Below are 14,051 nucleotides of genomic sequence, written 5' to 3'. Positions count from 1 at the left end.
GTAGCTTTGCCCGGCGAAAAGTAACGGCCATTCCAGGGATAAGCAGTTGATAGTCGTTAATTGAATCGGGTCATTCGAACTCGGGCGGTAGCCTTGTCTTCGAATATTGCCAAAGGCCCGGCGCAGAGCGATCTCCTTGAGTGGAGCTACTGTCGATGGCCAATCGGAAAACGATAGAGAGCGGAACTTGTAACGCTTTCGCAACAGCCAGGCCCGCACTTGCCATTTCTCTGAAGGCCACGTCTCCAAAGATACTGCGGAATTCTGGCGCCAAGACTTCCGGACACCCGCTGAAGTTTGGTCGAAATGCCGGACTTATCGCCGAAAGTATTTATGCCCGTGTTTCAGCAGAGAATTGGCCAGAACTTTCGGCGGAACTTTTCAATCGCCAATCGTTATTGATCTCTTCATTGGGCCGGAAACTTTCTGCCGTTTCCGAGCTGTTTCTTCCGGCACTCCGCAGCGGCGTGCCGTTCTGGCGAACCGCCCTCGTACCGATCCACCCCACCCAACGGGCGACGGAATTCCGGCGCGAACACGCGCCCCTTGCCGGCCATTTGCGCCGGCACCACGACGAGCGCTGCGCGACATGTTGCGTTTCGCGCTTCCTTGGGAGTCAGGCTGATGACTGATCAATCCTTCCGTTCCAACTATGCCTGTGTGGTCGGCGGCGCCGGCCCGGCTGGCATGGGGTTCCTCTTCAACGCATACAAGACCGGCGCCCTGGCCAGCCTGGCGCGCTCCGGCCTGCTGGTGGTGGACGCAGCCCTGGCGGTTGGCCGTGGCCGGCTGGGCGACTACCACATCACCGCCAACTCGGTGGGCGATGTGTTCCTCGACTGCCTGCGCGATCCGGCGTTGCTGCCGATCTTCGCCCCGCTGGAACACTCGGCCGCCTTCCGTCGCCTGCGTGACGATCCCCACGGCGCGCCGATGCTCACCCAGGTGGGTGAGCTGCTGGCACACGCCTCGACGCTGTTCATGCGCTATGTCACCGGCCATCTCGGCGTGGACGTGGCGCTGGGGACTCGCATCGAAAAGATCGTCGCCGGTGACGACGCCGGCTTCCAGCTGGCCCTGCGCAGTGGATCGCGCAGTTGGCAGATCGACTGCGGCGCCCTGGTGCTCAACCTGGGTGGCCGGCAGAACCGCGAGTACCTCAACTGGAGCCTGGCCGAGCAGGACCTGCAATTGCCTCACGACGGCCCCACGGTCTACTCCTCCGATGCGCTGTTGAGCCTGAGCCCCGCCGAGCTGGTGGAGCTGTTCGGCGACCGCGTCGGGCCGGATACCCGCTTCACCGTGGTGGGCGGTTCGCACAGCGCCTTCTCGGTGCTCGACAACCTGGCCTGCGCCCTGGATTGCCTGGGCCTGGAGCAACTGACGCTGATCCACCGCGCGCCCATCCGCCTGTTCTTCGAGAGCGTCGAGGAGGCGCGGTCGGCGGGCTACGAGGTAGACGAGAGCATGGACGTGTGCCCGGTATCCGGACGGGTCAACCGCTCCGGCGGCCTGCGCTATCGCGCGCACCAAGTCGGCAGCGACGTGCTCGCCAACGGTTACGTCAGCGGGACCCGGGTAAAGGTCGAGATGCTGCGTATGGACGACCGCTCGCCCGCTAACCGTGCGCGCCTGGAGCAGTGCTGCCGCGATCCGGGGGTGATGGTCCAGGCCATCGGCTACCAGCCCTGCCTGCCGGCGATGCGCCACGCCAACGGCGAGCCGCTGCAGGTGCGCGAGAGCAAGGGAGGGCTGGATTCCGACGCCGCAGGCTGCCTGCGCGACCTCAGCGGGCGGCCGATCCCGGGACTGTACAGCTTCGGCCTGGGCTCGGGCCTCGCTGCCAACCCGATGCTGGGCAGCGAGCGTTCCTTCGACAGCCGCATCTACGGCGTCTGGCAGTTCCACCACGACGCCAGCGGCCGGGTCATCGAGGCATTGCAGGAACACTTGGCGAACCGCGCCGCGCAGGCGCCCGCCAGCGTCATGGACACCCAGTTGGAAGGCGCACCGTTCGTGCTGCCTGCGCTGGGCTGAGCGGCACGCCAGCCGCCAGCGATGGAATTTCCATTCATCAGAGGGATGCGACCGTGATCAATGTGACCAAGACTTATCTGGGTGATCTGGAGAAGTTCAAGGCGTACGTGGAAAAGATCTATGCCTCGGGCTGGATCACCAACCACGGCCCCTGTGTCACCGAGCTGGAAGAGCGCCTGCAGGACTACCTGGGTGTGCGCCATGTGATCCTCACCTGCAACGGCACCATCGCCCTGCAGGTCGCGTACCGCGCGCTGGGCGTCACCGGCAGCGCGGTGACCACACCGTTCAGCTTCGTCGCCACCAGCAGCACGCTGCAATGGGAAAGCATCCGGCCGCGTTTCGCCGATATCGATGCGCAAACCTGGAACCTCGACCCACAACTGATCGAAGCCAGCCTGGCGCCGGACACCAGCGCCATCGTTGCCACCCACGTGTTCGGCAACCCCTGCGCCGTGGAGGAAATCCAGGCGGTGGCGCAGCGTAACCGGTTGAAGGTGATCTACGACGGCGCCCATGCCTTCGGTTCGCGCTACCGCGACCGCTCTGTGCTGGCCTGGGGCGACGTGAGCACCCTGAGCTTCCACGCCACCAAGCTGTTCCATACCATCGAGGGCGGCGCCATCGTCACCTCCGACGACGACCTGGCCCGGCAGATCCGCCTGATGTGCAACTTCGGCATCGCCGACGTGGACAAGATCGTCGGCCTGGGAATCAACGCCAAACTCAACGAGTTCTCCGCCGCGATGGGCCTGTGCGTGCTGGACGACATCGAGACCATCCTTGCCCAGCGCGAGGAGATCGCCGCGCGCTACACCGCCGCTCTGGGCGGTTACTACGACCTGCAGATCGTGCAGGCGGGCGCGCGACAGAACAACAGCTACTACCCGATCGGCCTGCGCGACGAGGAGCAGGTACTGCGCGTGCGGGCCGCCCTGAATGCCGTCGGGGTCAATCCTCGGCGCTACTTCTACCCGTCGCTGGACACCCTCGACTACCTGGCGCCGCAGCAGCCTCAGCAGCTTTCCCGCGAACTCAGCCAGCGCATCCTCTGCCTGCCGCTCTATCCGAGTCTGCCGCAGGAGGTACAGCGCGCGGTGATCGATGTGCTGCTGATGGAAAGCGGCCGGGTCGCCGAGGCGGTTTGAGATGTCGATCATGGCGCGAAAGCGGTCGCTGTCGATGATCCGCAACACCCTGCTGAACTACACGGGGCAGGCGTACGCGATCGTCATCGGCATCCTGATCCAGCCGTTCTACCTCGGCCACCTGGGGGCGGAGGCGTATGGCCTGATCGGCTTCTTCGCGGTGCTGCAGACCTGGCTCCTGCTGCTCGACGTCGGCCTCTCGCCGGCGCTGGTGCGGCAGGTCGCCCACGGCCGGGGCATGCAGGGCGAGGCATACAGCCAGGCGAGCCTGCTGCGTTCCTTCGAGCTGATCCTGCTGCCGCTGACGCTGCTCAGCAGCCTGGCGGTGTACGCCGGCAGCGGCTGGATCGCCGGCCACTGGCTGAACGTCCAGACCCTCAGCCCGCAACTGGTCGCGCAGTGCGTCAGCCTGATGGGACTGCTGGTTGCCCTGCGCCTGTACGGCACCCTCTACCGCAGTGCGCTGCAGGGGCTGGAGCTGCACGGCTGGATCAACGGGATCAACGTTTTCATCACGACCCTGCGCTACTTCGGTGGCCTGTTCCTGGTGGCCGAGGTGAGCCAGGACCCACTGGTGTTCTTCGAATTCCAGGTCGCGGTGTCGCTGCTGGAAACCCTGCTGCTGGGCGGCAAGGCCTACCTGTGGATGGACGTGCGCCTGCTGACCCGCTTCTGCTGGGACACACTGCGCCCGGTTCTGCCGTTCGCCCTGGGCATGTTCTTCACTTCGGGCCTGTGGATCGTCCTCACCCAGTTGGACAAGGTACTGCTGTCGAGCCTGCTGCCGCTGCGCGACTACGGTTACTTCTCGCTGGTGGCGCTGGTCAGCGGCGGCATCCTCAGCCTGGTCAACCCGCTGGCGCAGGGCCTGCTGCCGCGCATGACCATGCTGGTCGCCGAGGGCCGCCACGCCGACATGCAGCAGCTCTACCTGAACGCCAACCGCTTCGTCTGCGTGCTGATGTTCCCGATGGTGGCGGTGATCGCCGCCCACGGCCACGACCTGATCCTCGCCTGGAGTGGCGACGCCGAGGCCGCGCGCTGGTGCCGGCCGGTGCTGGTCTGGTATGTGCTCGGCGCAGGCCTGATGGCGGTCGGCAGCTTCCAGTTCTACCTCCAGTACGCCCACGGCCAACTGCGCATGCACGTCTGGTACAGCGTGGTTTCCGCCCTGGTGAGCATCCCTCTGGTGATCGCCAGCGCCTACCTGTTCGGCGTGGTCGGCGTCGCGCTGTGCTGGTTTGGCCTGCGCCTGGTGGCCTTCCTGATCTGGCCGGCGATCGTGCATCGCAGCTTCGGTGACGACCTGCATGCCCCGTGGCTGCGCGACACCCTGCAGATCGCTGCGCTGAGCGTCGCCGGCCTGCTGCTCAGCGAACCCTTCTACGCGCTGCTGGCCCGCTCCGGCGGGCGTCTGTCGCTGCTGCTGGCGCTGGCCACCTGCGGCCTGATCACCCTGTTCCTGGTGGGCGTCGGCTCCGCTCCGGCGTTGCTGCGCCTGTTCAAACCGTCCCACAAGCCGAGTGTCTAGACATGGATATCCGCTCAGAGCTGCAGATCCTCTCCAACTGGCCGGAAGCCCCCGAACCACTGCTGAGCGTCGTGTGCCTGGCCTACAACCAGGTGAACTACATCGGCCGCACGCTGGACAGCTTCCTCGAACAAGTCACCGACTTCCGCTTCGAGGTGCTGGTCAACGATGACGCCTCCACCGACGGCACCGCCGAGGTGATCGCCGACTACGCCGCGCGCTACCCGCACATCATCAAGCCGATCTTCCACAAGGAAAATCAGTACTCCAAGGGCCTTTCCCACGGCCTGCCGGTATTCCGCAAGGCACGCGGCCGCTACATCGCCTACTGCGAGGGCGACGACTTCTGGACCGATCCGCGCAAGCTCCAGATCCAGGTCGACTTCCTCGAAAGAAACCCGGACTACGTGATCACCTATCACGACGCCTACACCTTCAACGAGGACGGCGTGCTCAAGCCGCAACAGCTCACCGGCAAGTTCCGCCGCGATGCCAGCCGCCTGGAGCTGCAACAGGCGCGGCCGATTTCCACGCTGACTACCTGCTTTCGCAACGTCCTCACCGAGATGCCCGCGGAGCTGCTCACCACACGCATGGTCGACCTCTGCTGGTGGTCGCTGCTGGGAGCCTACGGCAAGGGCAAGTTCCTTGGCGAAATCCGCCCGGCTGCCTACCGCGTGCACAAGGGCGGCATTTTCTCCATGCAGGCCGATCGCGTGCAGCAACAGATGACCCTGCACACCTACTACTGCCTGGCGCGCTACTACCAGCGCATCGGTGACCGGGCGCTCAACGAGTACTTCCTGGTCCAGGTCTGCCGCCTGTCGATGGCCTCGATTCCGCTGCCGCGCAAGATCGAGGCGTTCCTGCTGCTGGTCGGCAATCACGGAATGAACCTGCTCAAGCGGCTGAACCCGATTCAGGCGCGCTGAGCCGCGCCGCCTCACTGGAGGATGGATGTCCATGAGTGTCATGCCCCGCTCGTCCCTGGAAACCTTCCAGGACACCCGTATCGACGTCGCCGGCCTGCTGCGCCTGCTGTTCGACCACAAGAAGATGATCATCGCCGTGACCGGGCTGTTCGCCGTTCTCGGCATCTTCTATGCGGTGGTCGCCACCCCGATCTACGTATCGGGGGCGATGATCCAGATCGAGCAGAAGAAGAACGGCCTGAACGGTACGCCCGAGGTCATCAACCGGCCCGACTCGGTGTCACTCGCGGCCACCGAGATCGAACTGCTGAAGTCGCGCGCGGTGCTCGGCAAGGCGGTCGAGCTGCTCAAGCTCGACATCGTCGCCAAGCCCAGGCACCTGCCTCTGGTGGGCGACTACCTGGCGCGGCGCTTCAAGCCGGCGCCGGACCAGACCCTCGCCACGCCGTGGCTCGGCCTGGACTCGTATGGCTGGGGTGGCGAGCAGATCAAGGTGTTCCAACTGGACGTGCCGGAGGAGTACCTGGGCGAGCCGCTCACCCTGGTCGCCGACGGCGGCGATGCGTACCACCTGCTCAATGCCGACGGTGAGCTGCTTCTGCGCGGCCAGTTGAGCAAGACCATCATCGAGAAGGGGTTCACCATCGAGGTGGATGAGCTGGTGGCCCGTCCGGGTACCGAGTTCGTGCTCACCCGCAATCGCCTGCTGACCACCACCCTGGGTTACCAGAAGCTGCTCAAGGTCGGTGAGGCCGGCAAGGACTCGGGCATCGTCTACCTGACCCTGGAGGATCCCGATCCGCAGCAGGCCGACCGCATCCTCGACAAGATCAGCCACCTTTATGTGCTGCAGAACGTCGAGCGCAGTTCCGCCGAAGCGTCCCAGCGCCTGCAGTTCCTGCGCTCGCAACTGCCGGTTGTTCGCCTGGAGCTGGAGCGCGCCGAGGCCGCCTACAACGCCTACCAGACCAGCGCCAAGTCTGCCGATATCAGTGTCGAGACCCGCGGCGTGCTGGATCAGGTGGTGGGCATCGACAACCAGTTGTCCGAGCTCAAGCTCAAGCGTGCCGAGTACGACCGCCTCTACACCCCGAGCCACCCGGCCTACCAGGCGCTGCTCAAGCAGATGAGCAGCCTCGACGAGCGCAAGCAGCAACTGCAGAAGCGCATCCAGACCCTGCCGGCCACCCAGCAGGAACTGCTGCGTCTCTCCCGTGACATGCAGGTCACCCGGCAGACCTACACCTCCCTGCTGAACAAGGCCCAGGAGCAGGACATCATCCGCGCCGGCACCATCGGCAACGTGCGGGTGATCGACACTGCCCAGGCCAACGTCGAGCAACCGGCCAAGCCGATGCGCAAGATCATCGTGCTGCTCGCCACCCTGTTCGGTTTCTGCCTCGCCCTGGGCATCCTGTTCCTGCGCCAGGCGTTCTACCGTGGCGTGGAGAACCCCGAAGCGATCGAGCAACTCGGGCTGTCGGTGCTCGCCGCCGTGCCCTACTCGCGCCAGCAGGAGCGCCTGGAGAAGGAGCGCAAGGGCGACCTCGCCGGGCATACGCCCAAGCTGCTCGCCGCGGCGAATCCGGGCGACCTCGCCAACGAGGCGCTGCGCAGCCTGCGCACCAACCTGCACTTCGCCCTGCTGGAAGCGCGCAACAACGTGGTGATGCTCACCAGCCCGGCGCCGGGCGCGGGCAAGTCGTTCGTCTCCAGCAACCTGGCGGCGATCATCGCCCAGTCCGGGCAGCGCACCCTGCTGATCGACGCCGACATGCGCAAAGGCTACCTGCACCGCGTGTTCGGCCTGACGCCGCGCCACGGCCTGTCCGATGCACTGAGCGCCCATCGCCCGCTGAGCGAGGTGATCCTGCCGACCGAAGTGCCGGAGCTGGACTTCATCTCCTGCGGCTTTGCCGCGCCCAATCCGTCCGAGCTGCTGATGCACGAGAACTTCGCGCAACTGCTGCGCGACGCTTCGGCGCTGTACGACCTGGTGATCGTCGATACCCCGCCGGTGCTGGCGGTGACCGACGCCGCGCTGGTCGGCCGGCTGTGCGGCATCTGCCTGCTGGTCACCCGTTTCGGCCAGAGCCCGGCCAGCGAGATCGATACCGCCCGCCGCCGCCTGGGGCAGAACGGGATTCATCTGCAGGGCGCGATCCTCAATGGAGTCAAGCGCAAGGCCTCGACCGCCGCCTACGACTACGGTGCCTACGCCTACCGGTACGACAACCGGGACTGAGAACGGAAACAGGGATGAAATCATGGTCCACATCGTCAGCCTGATGCAGCCGTACCTGTTCCCCTACCTGGGGTACTTCCAACTGATCGCCGCCAGCAGCCTGTTCATTCTCGGCGACAGCCTGCAGTACACCCGGCGTGGCTGGATCAATCGCAACCGGCTGCTGGTCGGTGGTCGCCCGTGGCAGTTCAGCGTGCCGCTGGAGCAGGGTTCGCGCAGCCAGGCGATCAACCAGAGGCTGCTCAGCGAGCAGATGCGGCTCACCAGCCAGCGCTTGCTGCACACCATCCGCCACGCCTACCACCGGGCGCCGTGCTACGCGCAGGTGTTCCCGCTGGTGGAGGAGATCCTCGAAAACCCGGAGCGCAACCTGGCGCACTTCACCGAGCATTCGATCCGGCGCATCTGCCGCTACCTGGAGATCGATACGCCGATAGCGCGGTTCTCCGATATGGGCCTGGCCGGCGACATCGACCGCGAGCAGCGCTTGATCCACGTGGTGAAGCGCAGCGGCGGCAATGTCTACCTGAACCCCGAGGGCGGCCGGCACCTGTACTCGCCGGATGTCTTCCATTCCCACGGCGTCGAGCTGCGTTTCCTGCGCATGGACGAGTTCAGCTACCGGCAGTTCGACGACAACTTCGTGCCCAGCCTGTCGATCATCGACGTGCTGATGTTCAACCAGCCGGACGAAATGCGGCGCCTGCTCGGCCGCTATTCCGTCGATCGCCCGGCGCCGTCCCCTGTCGTCGTCCGGCCTGGTGTCGAGGAGTACGAATCATGAGCGCCACCGAACCGCTGCACCGCTGGTACCTGATCCAGACCAAACCGCACCAGGAGCTGCGCGCCGAAGAGAACCTGGCGCGCCAGGGCTTCGCCTGCTACCGCCCGGTGGTGGGGCAGGGCGCGCGGCCGCAGCCGCTGTTCCCCGGCTACCTGTTCATCCGCCTGGATCAGCAGCACGACAACTGGTTCCCGATCCGTTCCACCCGGGGGGTGTCGCGCATCGTCAGCTTCGGCCCGCAGCCCTTGCCGGTGGCCGACGAGCTGGTGGAGGACATCCGCCGGCGTCTGCTGGCGCTGCCCGAGCGTCCGGCCTCGCGCTTCCAGCATGGGCAGACGGTGCGGGTGCGTTGCGCCGGTGCCTGCGAAGTGGACGCGATCTTCCTCTGCGACGACGGCGCCGAGCGCGCGCTGATCCTGCTCAACCTGCTGCAGCGCGAGCAGCGCGTGCGTGTGCCACTGAGCCGTCTTTCGGCGGCCGATGGCGAAGGATGGCGGGCCTGAGCGCCCGATGAAGGACGAAGGAGAGCCCCGCATCATGACCGCATCGACCGTGCTGGTGACGCTGACCTACGGCGACCGCCTGGAGTACCTGGAAGAGCTGCTGGCGCGCGCCTTCCGCGAGAAGGACATCGCTTGCGCCATCGTCGTCAGCAACGCCTCGGTGGCCGAGCTGGACCAGTTGTTCATGCTCTGGCCCAACCGCGTGCAGGTGATCGAACTGGACAGCAACACCGGCTCGGCCAACGGCTACTGCGTGGGCATCGAGGCGGCGCTCAAGACCGGTTGCGAATACATCTGGCTGATGGACGACGACAACGCGCCGGCGCCGGGCTCGTTCCCTCTGCTCAAGCAGCGTCTGCTGGAGTGCGTGCAGCACCACGGCGCCGACCGTACGGCGGTACTGGGCTTTCGCCCGGAACATCAGGCCGACGTCGTCGCCGGGGTGCCGAGCCGCTTCATTACGCCGCCGCGCTCCAGCTATTTCGGTTTCCATGTCCACCAGTTGCCTTACAAGCTCTGGCGCCGTACCCCGTGGGGCAGGCCGCGCCCGCGCCCGGTGGCGCCGCTGCTGGAGTTGCCATTCGCCTACTACGGCGGGCTGCTGGCGCACCGGCAACTGATCGAGCGCATCGGCCTGCCGCGCCGAGAGCTGGTGCTGTATGCGGACGACACCGAATACACCTTCCGTATCAACGCCACGGGCGGGCACCTGTACCTCGTGCCCGAGGCCGGGCTGGACGACCTGGAACACTCCTGGAACATCAAGGAGCGCACCTCGAACATCTATGAAACCTACCTGCTGGGCAGCTCCGATCTGCGCGCGTACTACGCCGCACGCAACCAGGCGTGGTTCGACAAGAACCTCTGGGTGCGCTCGCCGCTGATGTACCGCTTCAACCGCTGGGTGTTCCTGCGCCTTTTGCACTTTTTCGCCCGCCGGCACGGCCGCGAGGGGCGCCTTGAACTGCTGCTGCGTGCCATCCGTGACGGCGAGTCCGGCGCGCTGGGCATGAGCAGGGCGTACCCGCTATGAAGATTCTGTTCCTCAACACGCTGTACGCGCCTTACTTCGGTGGCGGCGCGGAGGTGATGCTGCAGTCGATGGTCGAGGGTCTCAAGCGCCGCGGCCATGAGGTGCAGGTGCTGAGCACCGGCCCGGAATCCGGCGTGCAGAGCGAGTCGCTCAATGGTGTGCCGGTGCTGCGCGCCGGGATGCGCAATCTCTACTGGCCGTTTTCCGGACGCCGCCCCGGTCCGCTGCTGCGCCTGGCCTGGCACGCGCTCGACCGCTACAACCGGGGCATGCGCGAGGTGTTGGCGGATGTGCTGGAGCAGAGCGAGCCGGATGTGGTGGTGTGCCACAACCTGTCGGGCTGGTCGATTGCCGTGTGGGACGCGATCCGCGATGCCGGATTGCCCATCGTGCAGATACTCCATGACCAGTACCTCATCTGCCCGCGCGGGATGCGCTTCAACAAGGGCCGCCACTGCGAGCAGCAATGCGGCTCCTGCGCGCTGCTGCGGCGCTCCCATGCCAAGGCTTCGGCGACGGTCGATGTGGTTGTGGGCGTCAGCCGCTTCCAGCTCGACGTGCTGCTGGATGCCGGCTATTTCCGGGACAGCCGGCCCCACGTGATCTACAACGCTTCGCCGTTCGCCCCGCAGAACGACGAGCCGGCGGTGGTGGCGGCGCATCGGCCGCTGCGCTTCGGCTTCATCGGCACGCTGGCGCCCAACAAGGGGCTGGAATGGCTGATCGACTCCTTCCAGGAGACTCGCTGCGATGCGTCGCTGCTGATCGCCGGGCGCGGCGATGCCGAGTACGTGAACGCCCTCAAGTCGCGGGCCGATCCCCGGCACGTGCATTTCGTGGGCTACCGCAAGGCGGGGGATTTCTTCCGCACCATCGATGTCGCGGTGGTTCCCACGCTCAGCCAGGAACCGTTCGGCCTGGTGGCGCTGGAAGCCTGTGCCCATCACGTACCGGTGATCGCCTCGGCGCGTGGCGGGCTGGTGGAAATCGTCCGCGACGAATTCAACGGCCTGCTCTGCGAGCCTGACCGGCCCGACTCCCTGCGCGATGCGATCCAGCGCCTGGCGCAGGACCCGGGCTTGCGCCTGGGGCTGGCCTCGCGCGCACGGGCCAGCGTGGAATCGATGCTCAGCGTCGAGCGGATGCTCGACGAATACGAAGCCCTCTTGCGCCATACCCTGCTCGACCGTGGAGTCCGTCATGGATCTGCAATCCCCGTTTCCACGCTTTGAGCCCTCCCGCGGGGTGACCTTCGACCGCTCGCTGCTGGCGCTGGCGGTGCTGGTGTCGCTGCTGCTGGTTGAGACTTTCAGCGGCGCGCTGCGTTTCTATGCCGACCAGTCGGGCCTGTCGGCCCTGGTCTACCTGCCGAAGGTCGCCTGCATGGTGGCGGTGGCCTGGGAACTGATCACCCGTCCGCAGCAGCGCGGGTTGTGGCTGTTGCTGCTGCTGGCGCTGGCCTCGCTGCTGGTCGGCCACCTGCATGGCGCGGAGTGGAAGGCCGGTGCCTTCAGCGTGTTCATCTACGCGCCGCTGCTGTTCGGCCTGCTCTGTGGCAGCTACCTGGAAATGCACCGCAAGACTGTTGGCTGGGTGATCGCCTTCTGCCTCGCGGCTTCGCTGGCTGGCATAGCCCTGGACCTGCTCACCACGGTGTCCTGGAAGGGCTACACCTACTCGATGGGCGGGGTGGAGATCAGCGGCAACCGCGCCTGGAGCGCCTACGGTCTGGACCGCATCGCCGGCTTCTCGCGGATGTCGTCGAGCCTGGCGATCATGCTGGCGATCTTCAGTCTGTACCTGGGTTCGTTCCGCCTGCCGCTGCTGCTGCGCGGGCTGATCTATCTGGTGGCGCTGGCCGGCATCGTGCTCACTACCAACAAATCTTCTGCCGGGGCCTTCCTCGTCGCCCTGGTGGTGATGAGCTTCGCCCGCCAGCGCCTGGCCTTCCTGCTGGCGGCCCTGGTGGTGGTGCTCGGCGCGCTGGCGCTGCCGCTCTATGGCCTGCTCGTCGGCGTCGATCCCTACGTGGTCAGTTCTTCCGGCGACAGCCTGATCGGTTCGATGGTGGATCGCCTGGTCAGCACCTGGCCCAACCTGATCCGGGTGATCGACTACAACGGCTGGACGTACACCGGCGCGGGCCTGGGCATGACCGGCAGCGCCTACGGGGCGTTTCCGATATTCGGCGTCGAGCAGCTCGCGGTGGCGGACAATTCGCTGCTCTATCTCTGGTGCCTGTTCGGTGTGGCTGGTGTGGCGCTGTATGTGCTGGCCCTGCCGATGCTGATGCGCTTGCAGCGCCAGCCGGGCGGCGAGGCGCGCGCGCTGCTGGGAATCGCCTACTGCGTCCTGCTGGTGGGGTGGACCAGCGATGTGCTGGAAGCGCAGGTGCCCAGCCTGTTCCTCGGTCTGGCCATCGGTCGCGCCCTGCGCCTGCCGGACGAAGCCATCACCCCGCCGGCGCCGCAAGCCTGGCGCCTGCAGGGCGTGGGGCGTGTGCTGAGTCTGTTGCTGGGCGGCGCCGTGCTGCTGGGCATGGCGGGCCACTCGCCATCGGCGCTGGCCAAGGAGACCGCCACGGCGGACCTCGGCGAGGCGGAGTTCATTGTCGGCGCCAGCACTCATCAGAACGAGCGCCCGGGCAATCGCGACGGGATCAATCGCTTGGCCGCAGAAGCTGGCATCCGGTCGTTCCGCGACGACGCCTTCTGGTCCAGTGTCGAAGTCCGGCCCGGTGTGCTGTCGATTCCGGCAAGCTGGCGCGCGCAGATGCGCAGCACCCGTGCGCTGGGCATCGACACGCTGCTGATCCTGGGGCTGGAAAACCAGTTCTACGGCAGCAGAAAGCCGCGCGACGACGCCACCCGCGATGCGTTCCTGCGCTACGTGCGCCACGTGGTGCGCAGTTTCAAGGGGCAGGTGGCGATCTATGAAGTCTGGAACGAATGGGATGTGGAAAACCCCACCGACAAGGACTTCAGCGACGACTACCTGACCCTGGTTCGCGCCACCGCCAAGGTGATCCGCGAAGAAGACCCGAAAGCCAAGGTGATCGCCGGCGCGGTGACGCTGCGCGGTATCCGCCAGGGCTTCGCCGAGCGACTGCTGACCGGTGGCCTGCTGGAGGTGGCCGATGGGCTGTCGCTGCATCCCTCGGTGTACTGCGAGGGTGAATTGTCGACGCCGGAGAACTGGCTGGAATGGTTCAAGGGCGTCGACCAGCGCTTCGAACAGGTCGCCGGCAAGCCGGTGCCGATGTACTTCACCGAGTTCAGTTGGCCGGCCCACGACGGTGCCTGCGGCATCAGCCGCGAACGCCAGGCGGCCTACCTGGCGCGCGCCTACTTCCTGCTGCGCAGCCTGCCGAACGTGAAAGGTTCCTGGTGGTACGACCTGGTGGACGACGGCATCGACCGCCGCGACATGGAACACAACTTCGGCCTGCTCGGCGCCAGTGGCCAGGCCAAGCCGGCCTACCACGCGATGGCCAGCGTCGCCGGGATCATCGGCCACTACCGTTTCGTCGGCCGGGTGCCCAGCCAGGACCCGGATGTCTACCTGCTGCGCTTCGCCAAGGCAGGCGACGAGGTGCTGGTGGCGTGGACGCTGGGCCATGAACAGAACCTGAAGATCACCAGCCAGCCCAGCGGGTCGGACACCATCTGGCGCTTGCGGGACTTCGACGGCGTCAGCACCAGCCAGGGCCGGAAAGTCCCCTGGGACTGCCCTGAGGGCGGCGGTGCGTGCCAGGCCAGCATTCCCATCGATAGCGCTCCGACGCTGTTGCGCAGCGCCTCGGGCTATCAGTTGTCGCTGCGCTGACCCGGAGGGTTTC

The 14,051-nt window shown here is 66.1% G+C and carries 11 protein-coding genes; all 11 read left to right on the top strand.

The window, feature by feature from the left end; all coding sequences use genetic code 11:
• The first annotated feature begins 155 nt into the window (after nt 1–155).
• From OU419_RS27390 to OU419_RS27340, 11 genes are read left to right on the top strand one after another with little or no spacing between them, the layout of a single operon-like run.
• Nucleotides 156–632, top strand: coding sequence for a hypothetical protein (locus tag OU419_RS27390; RefSeq protein ID WP_254475401.1), 477 nt, complete (start codon nt 156–158; stop codon nt 630–632).
• Complete coding sequence (locus OU419_RS27385) at nt 625–2,037, top strand: hypothetical protein (protein WP_254475400.1); 1,413 nt, start codon at nt 625–627, stop codon at nt 2,035–2,037. Before OU419_RS27390 ends, OU419_RS27385 begins: the two co-directional genes overlap by 8 nt.
• A gap of 53 nt (nt 2,038–2,090) precedes the next feature.
• A complete protein-coding gene (locus OU419_RS27380) occupies nt 2,091–3,185 on the top strand; it encodes a DegT/DnrJ/EryC1/StrS family aminotransferase (RefSeq protein WP_254475399.1) in 1,095 nt (364 codons plus the stop codon).
• A 10-nt stretch (nt 3,186–3,195) separates the two neighbouring features.
• The gene (locus tag OU419_RS27375; RefSeq protein ID WP_254475397.1) at nt 3,196–4,716 is read left to right on the top strand and encodes a lipopolysaccharide biosynthesis protein; all 1,521 of its coding nucleotides are present in this window, start codon (nt 3,196–3,198) and stop codon (nt 4,714–4,716) included.
• 2 nt (nt 4,717–4,718) lie between these two features.
• Nucleotides 4,719–5,648, top strand: a complete 930-nt coding sequence (locus OU419_RS27370) for a glycosyltransferase family 2 protein (RefSeq protein WP_254475395.1) — start codon at nt 4,719–4,721, stop codon at nt 5,646–5,648.
• Between the two features lie 31 nt (nt 5,649–5,679).
• The gene (locus OU419_RS27365) at nt 5,680–7,893 is read left to right on the top strand and encodes a polysaccharide biosynthesis tyrosine autokinase (RefSeq protein ID WP_254475393.1); all 2,214 of its coding nucleotides are present in this window, start codon (nt 5,680–5,682) and stop codon (nt 7,891–7,893) included.
• Nucleotides 7,894–7,915: 22 nt separating this feature from the next.
• Nucleotides 7,916–8,677 carry a WbqC family protein gene (locus OU419_RS27360; protein WP_254475391.1) on the top strand — a complete coding sequence of 254 codons (762 nt, stop codon included), beginning with the start codon at nt 7,916–7,918 and terminating at the stop codon, nt 8,675–8,677.
• Nucleotides 8,674–9,180 carry a transcription/translation regulatory transformer protein RfaH gene (gene rfaH, locus OU419_RS27355; RefSeq protein ID WP_254475389.1) on the top strand — a complete coding sequence of 169 codons (507 nt, stop codon included), beginning with the start codon at nt 8,674–8,676 and terminating at the stop codon, nt 9,178–9,180. Before OU419_RS27360 ends, rfaH begins: the two co-directional genes overlap by 4 nt.
• A 34-nt stretch (nt 9,181–9,214) precedes the next feature.
• Nucleotides 9,215–10,213 (top strand): glycosyltransferase, encoded by a 999-nt coding sequence (locus tag OU419_RS27350; protein ID WP_254475387.1) that lies wholly within the window; start codon nt 9,215–9,217, stop codon nt 10,211–10,213.
• Nucleotides 10,210–11,445, top strand: coding sequence for a glycosyltransferase family 4 protein (locus OU419_RS27345; RefSeq protein ID WP_254475384.1), 1,236 nt, complete (start codon nt 10,210–10,212; stop codon nt 11,443–11,445). The genes OU419_RS27350 and OU419_RS27345 overlap by 4 nt, the downstream gene beginning before the upstream one ends.
• On the top strand, nt 11,414–14,038 hold the full coding sequence (locus OU419_RS27340) for a hypothetical protein (RefSeq protein ID WP_254475382.1): 2,625 nt from the start codon (nt 11,414–11,416) through the stop codon (nt 14,036–14,038). The genes OU419_RS27345 and OU419_RS27340 overlap by 32 nt, the downstream gene beginning before the upstream one ends.
• The last annotated feature ends 13 nt before the right edge of the window (nt 14,039–14,051 follow it).

This window comes from Pseudomonas triclosanedens, from assembly GCF_026686735.1.
GTDB lineage: Bacteria > Pseudomonadota > Gammaproteobacteria > Pseudomonadales > Pseudomonadaceae > Pseudomonas > Pseudomonas triclosanedens.
The sequence above is the reverse complement of the archived record's forward strand: the minus strand, read 5'-3'. Positions and strand labels throughout refer to the sequence as shown.

Excerpts from the sequence above, each read along its gene's own strand:
- OU419_RS27390 (WP_254475401.1), top strand. The coding sequence starts at position 156 with ATGGCCAATCGGAAAACGATAGAGAGCGGAACTTGTAACGCTTTCGCA.
- OU419_RS27385 (WP_254475400.1), top strand. The coding sequence starts at position 625 with ATGACTGATCAATCCTTCCGTTCCAACTATGCCTGTGTGGTCGGCGGC.
- OU419_RS27375 (WP_254475397.1), top strand. The coding sequence starts at position 3,196 with ATGGCGCGAAAGCGGTCGCTGTCGATGATCCGCAACACCCTGCTGAAC.
- OU419_RS27370 (WP_254475395.1), top strand. The coding sequence starts at position 4,719 with ATGGATATCCGCTCAGAGCTGCAGATCCTCTCCAACTGGCCGGAAGCC.
- OU419_RS27365 (WP_254475393.1), top strand. The coding sequence starts at position 5,680 with ATGAGTGTCATGCCCCGCTCGTCCCTGGAAACCTTCCAGGACACCCGT.
- OU419_RS27360 (WP_254475391.1), top strand. The coding sequence starts at position 7,916 with ATGGTCCACATCGTCAGCCTGATGCAGCCGTACCTGTTCCCCTACCTG.
- rfaH (WP_254475389.1), top strand. The coding sequence starts at position 8,674 with ATGAGCGCCACCGAACCGCTGCACCGCTGGTACCTGATCCAGACCAAA.
- OU419_RS27350 (WP_254475387.1), top strand. The coding sequence starts at position 9,215 with ATGACCGCATCGACCGTGCTGGTGACGCTGACCTACGGCGACCGCCTG.
- OU419_RS27345 (WP_254475384.1), top strand. The coding sequence starts at position 10,210 with ATGAAGATTCTGTTCCTCAACACGCTGTACGCGCCTTACTTCGGTGGC.
- OU419_RS27340 (WP_254475382.1), top strand. The coding sequence starts at position 11,414 with ATGGATCTGCAATCCCCGTTTCCACGCTTTGAGCCCTCCCGCGGGGTG.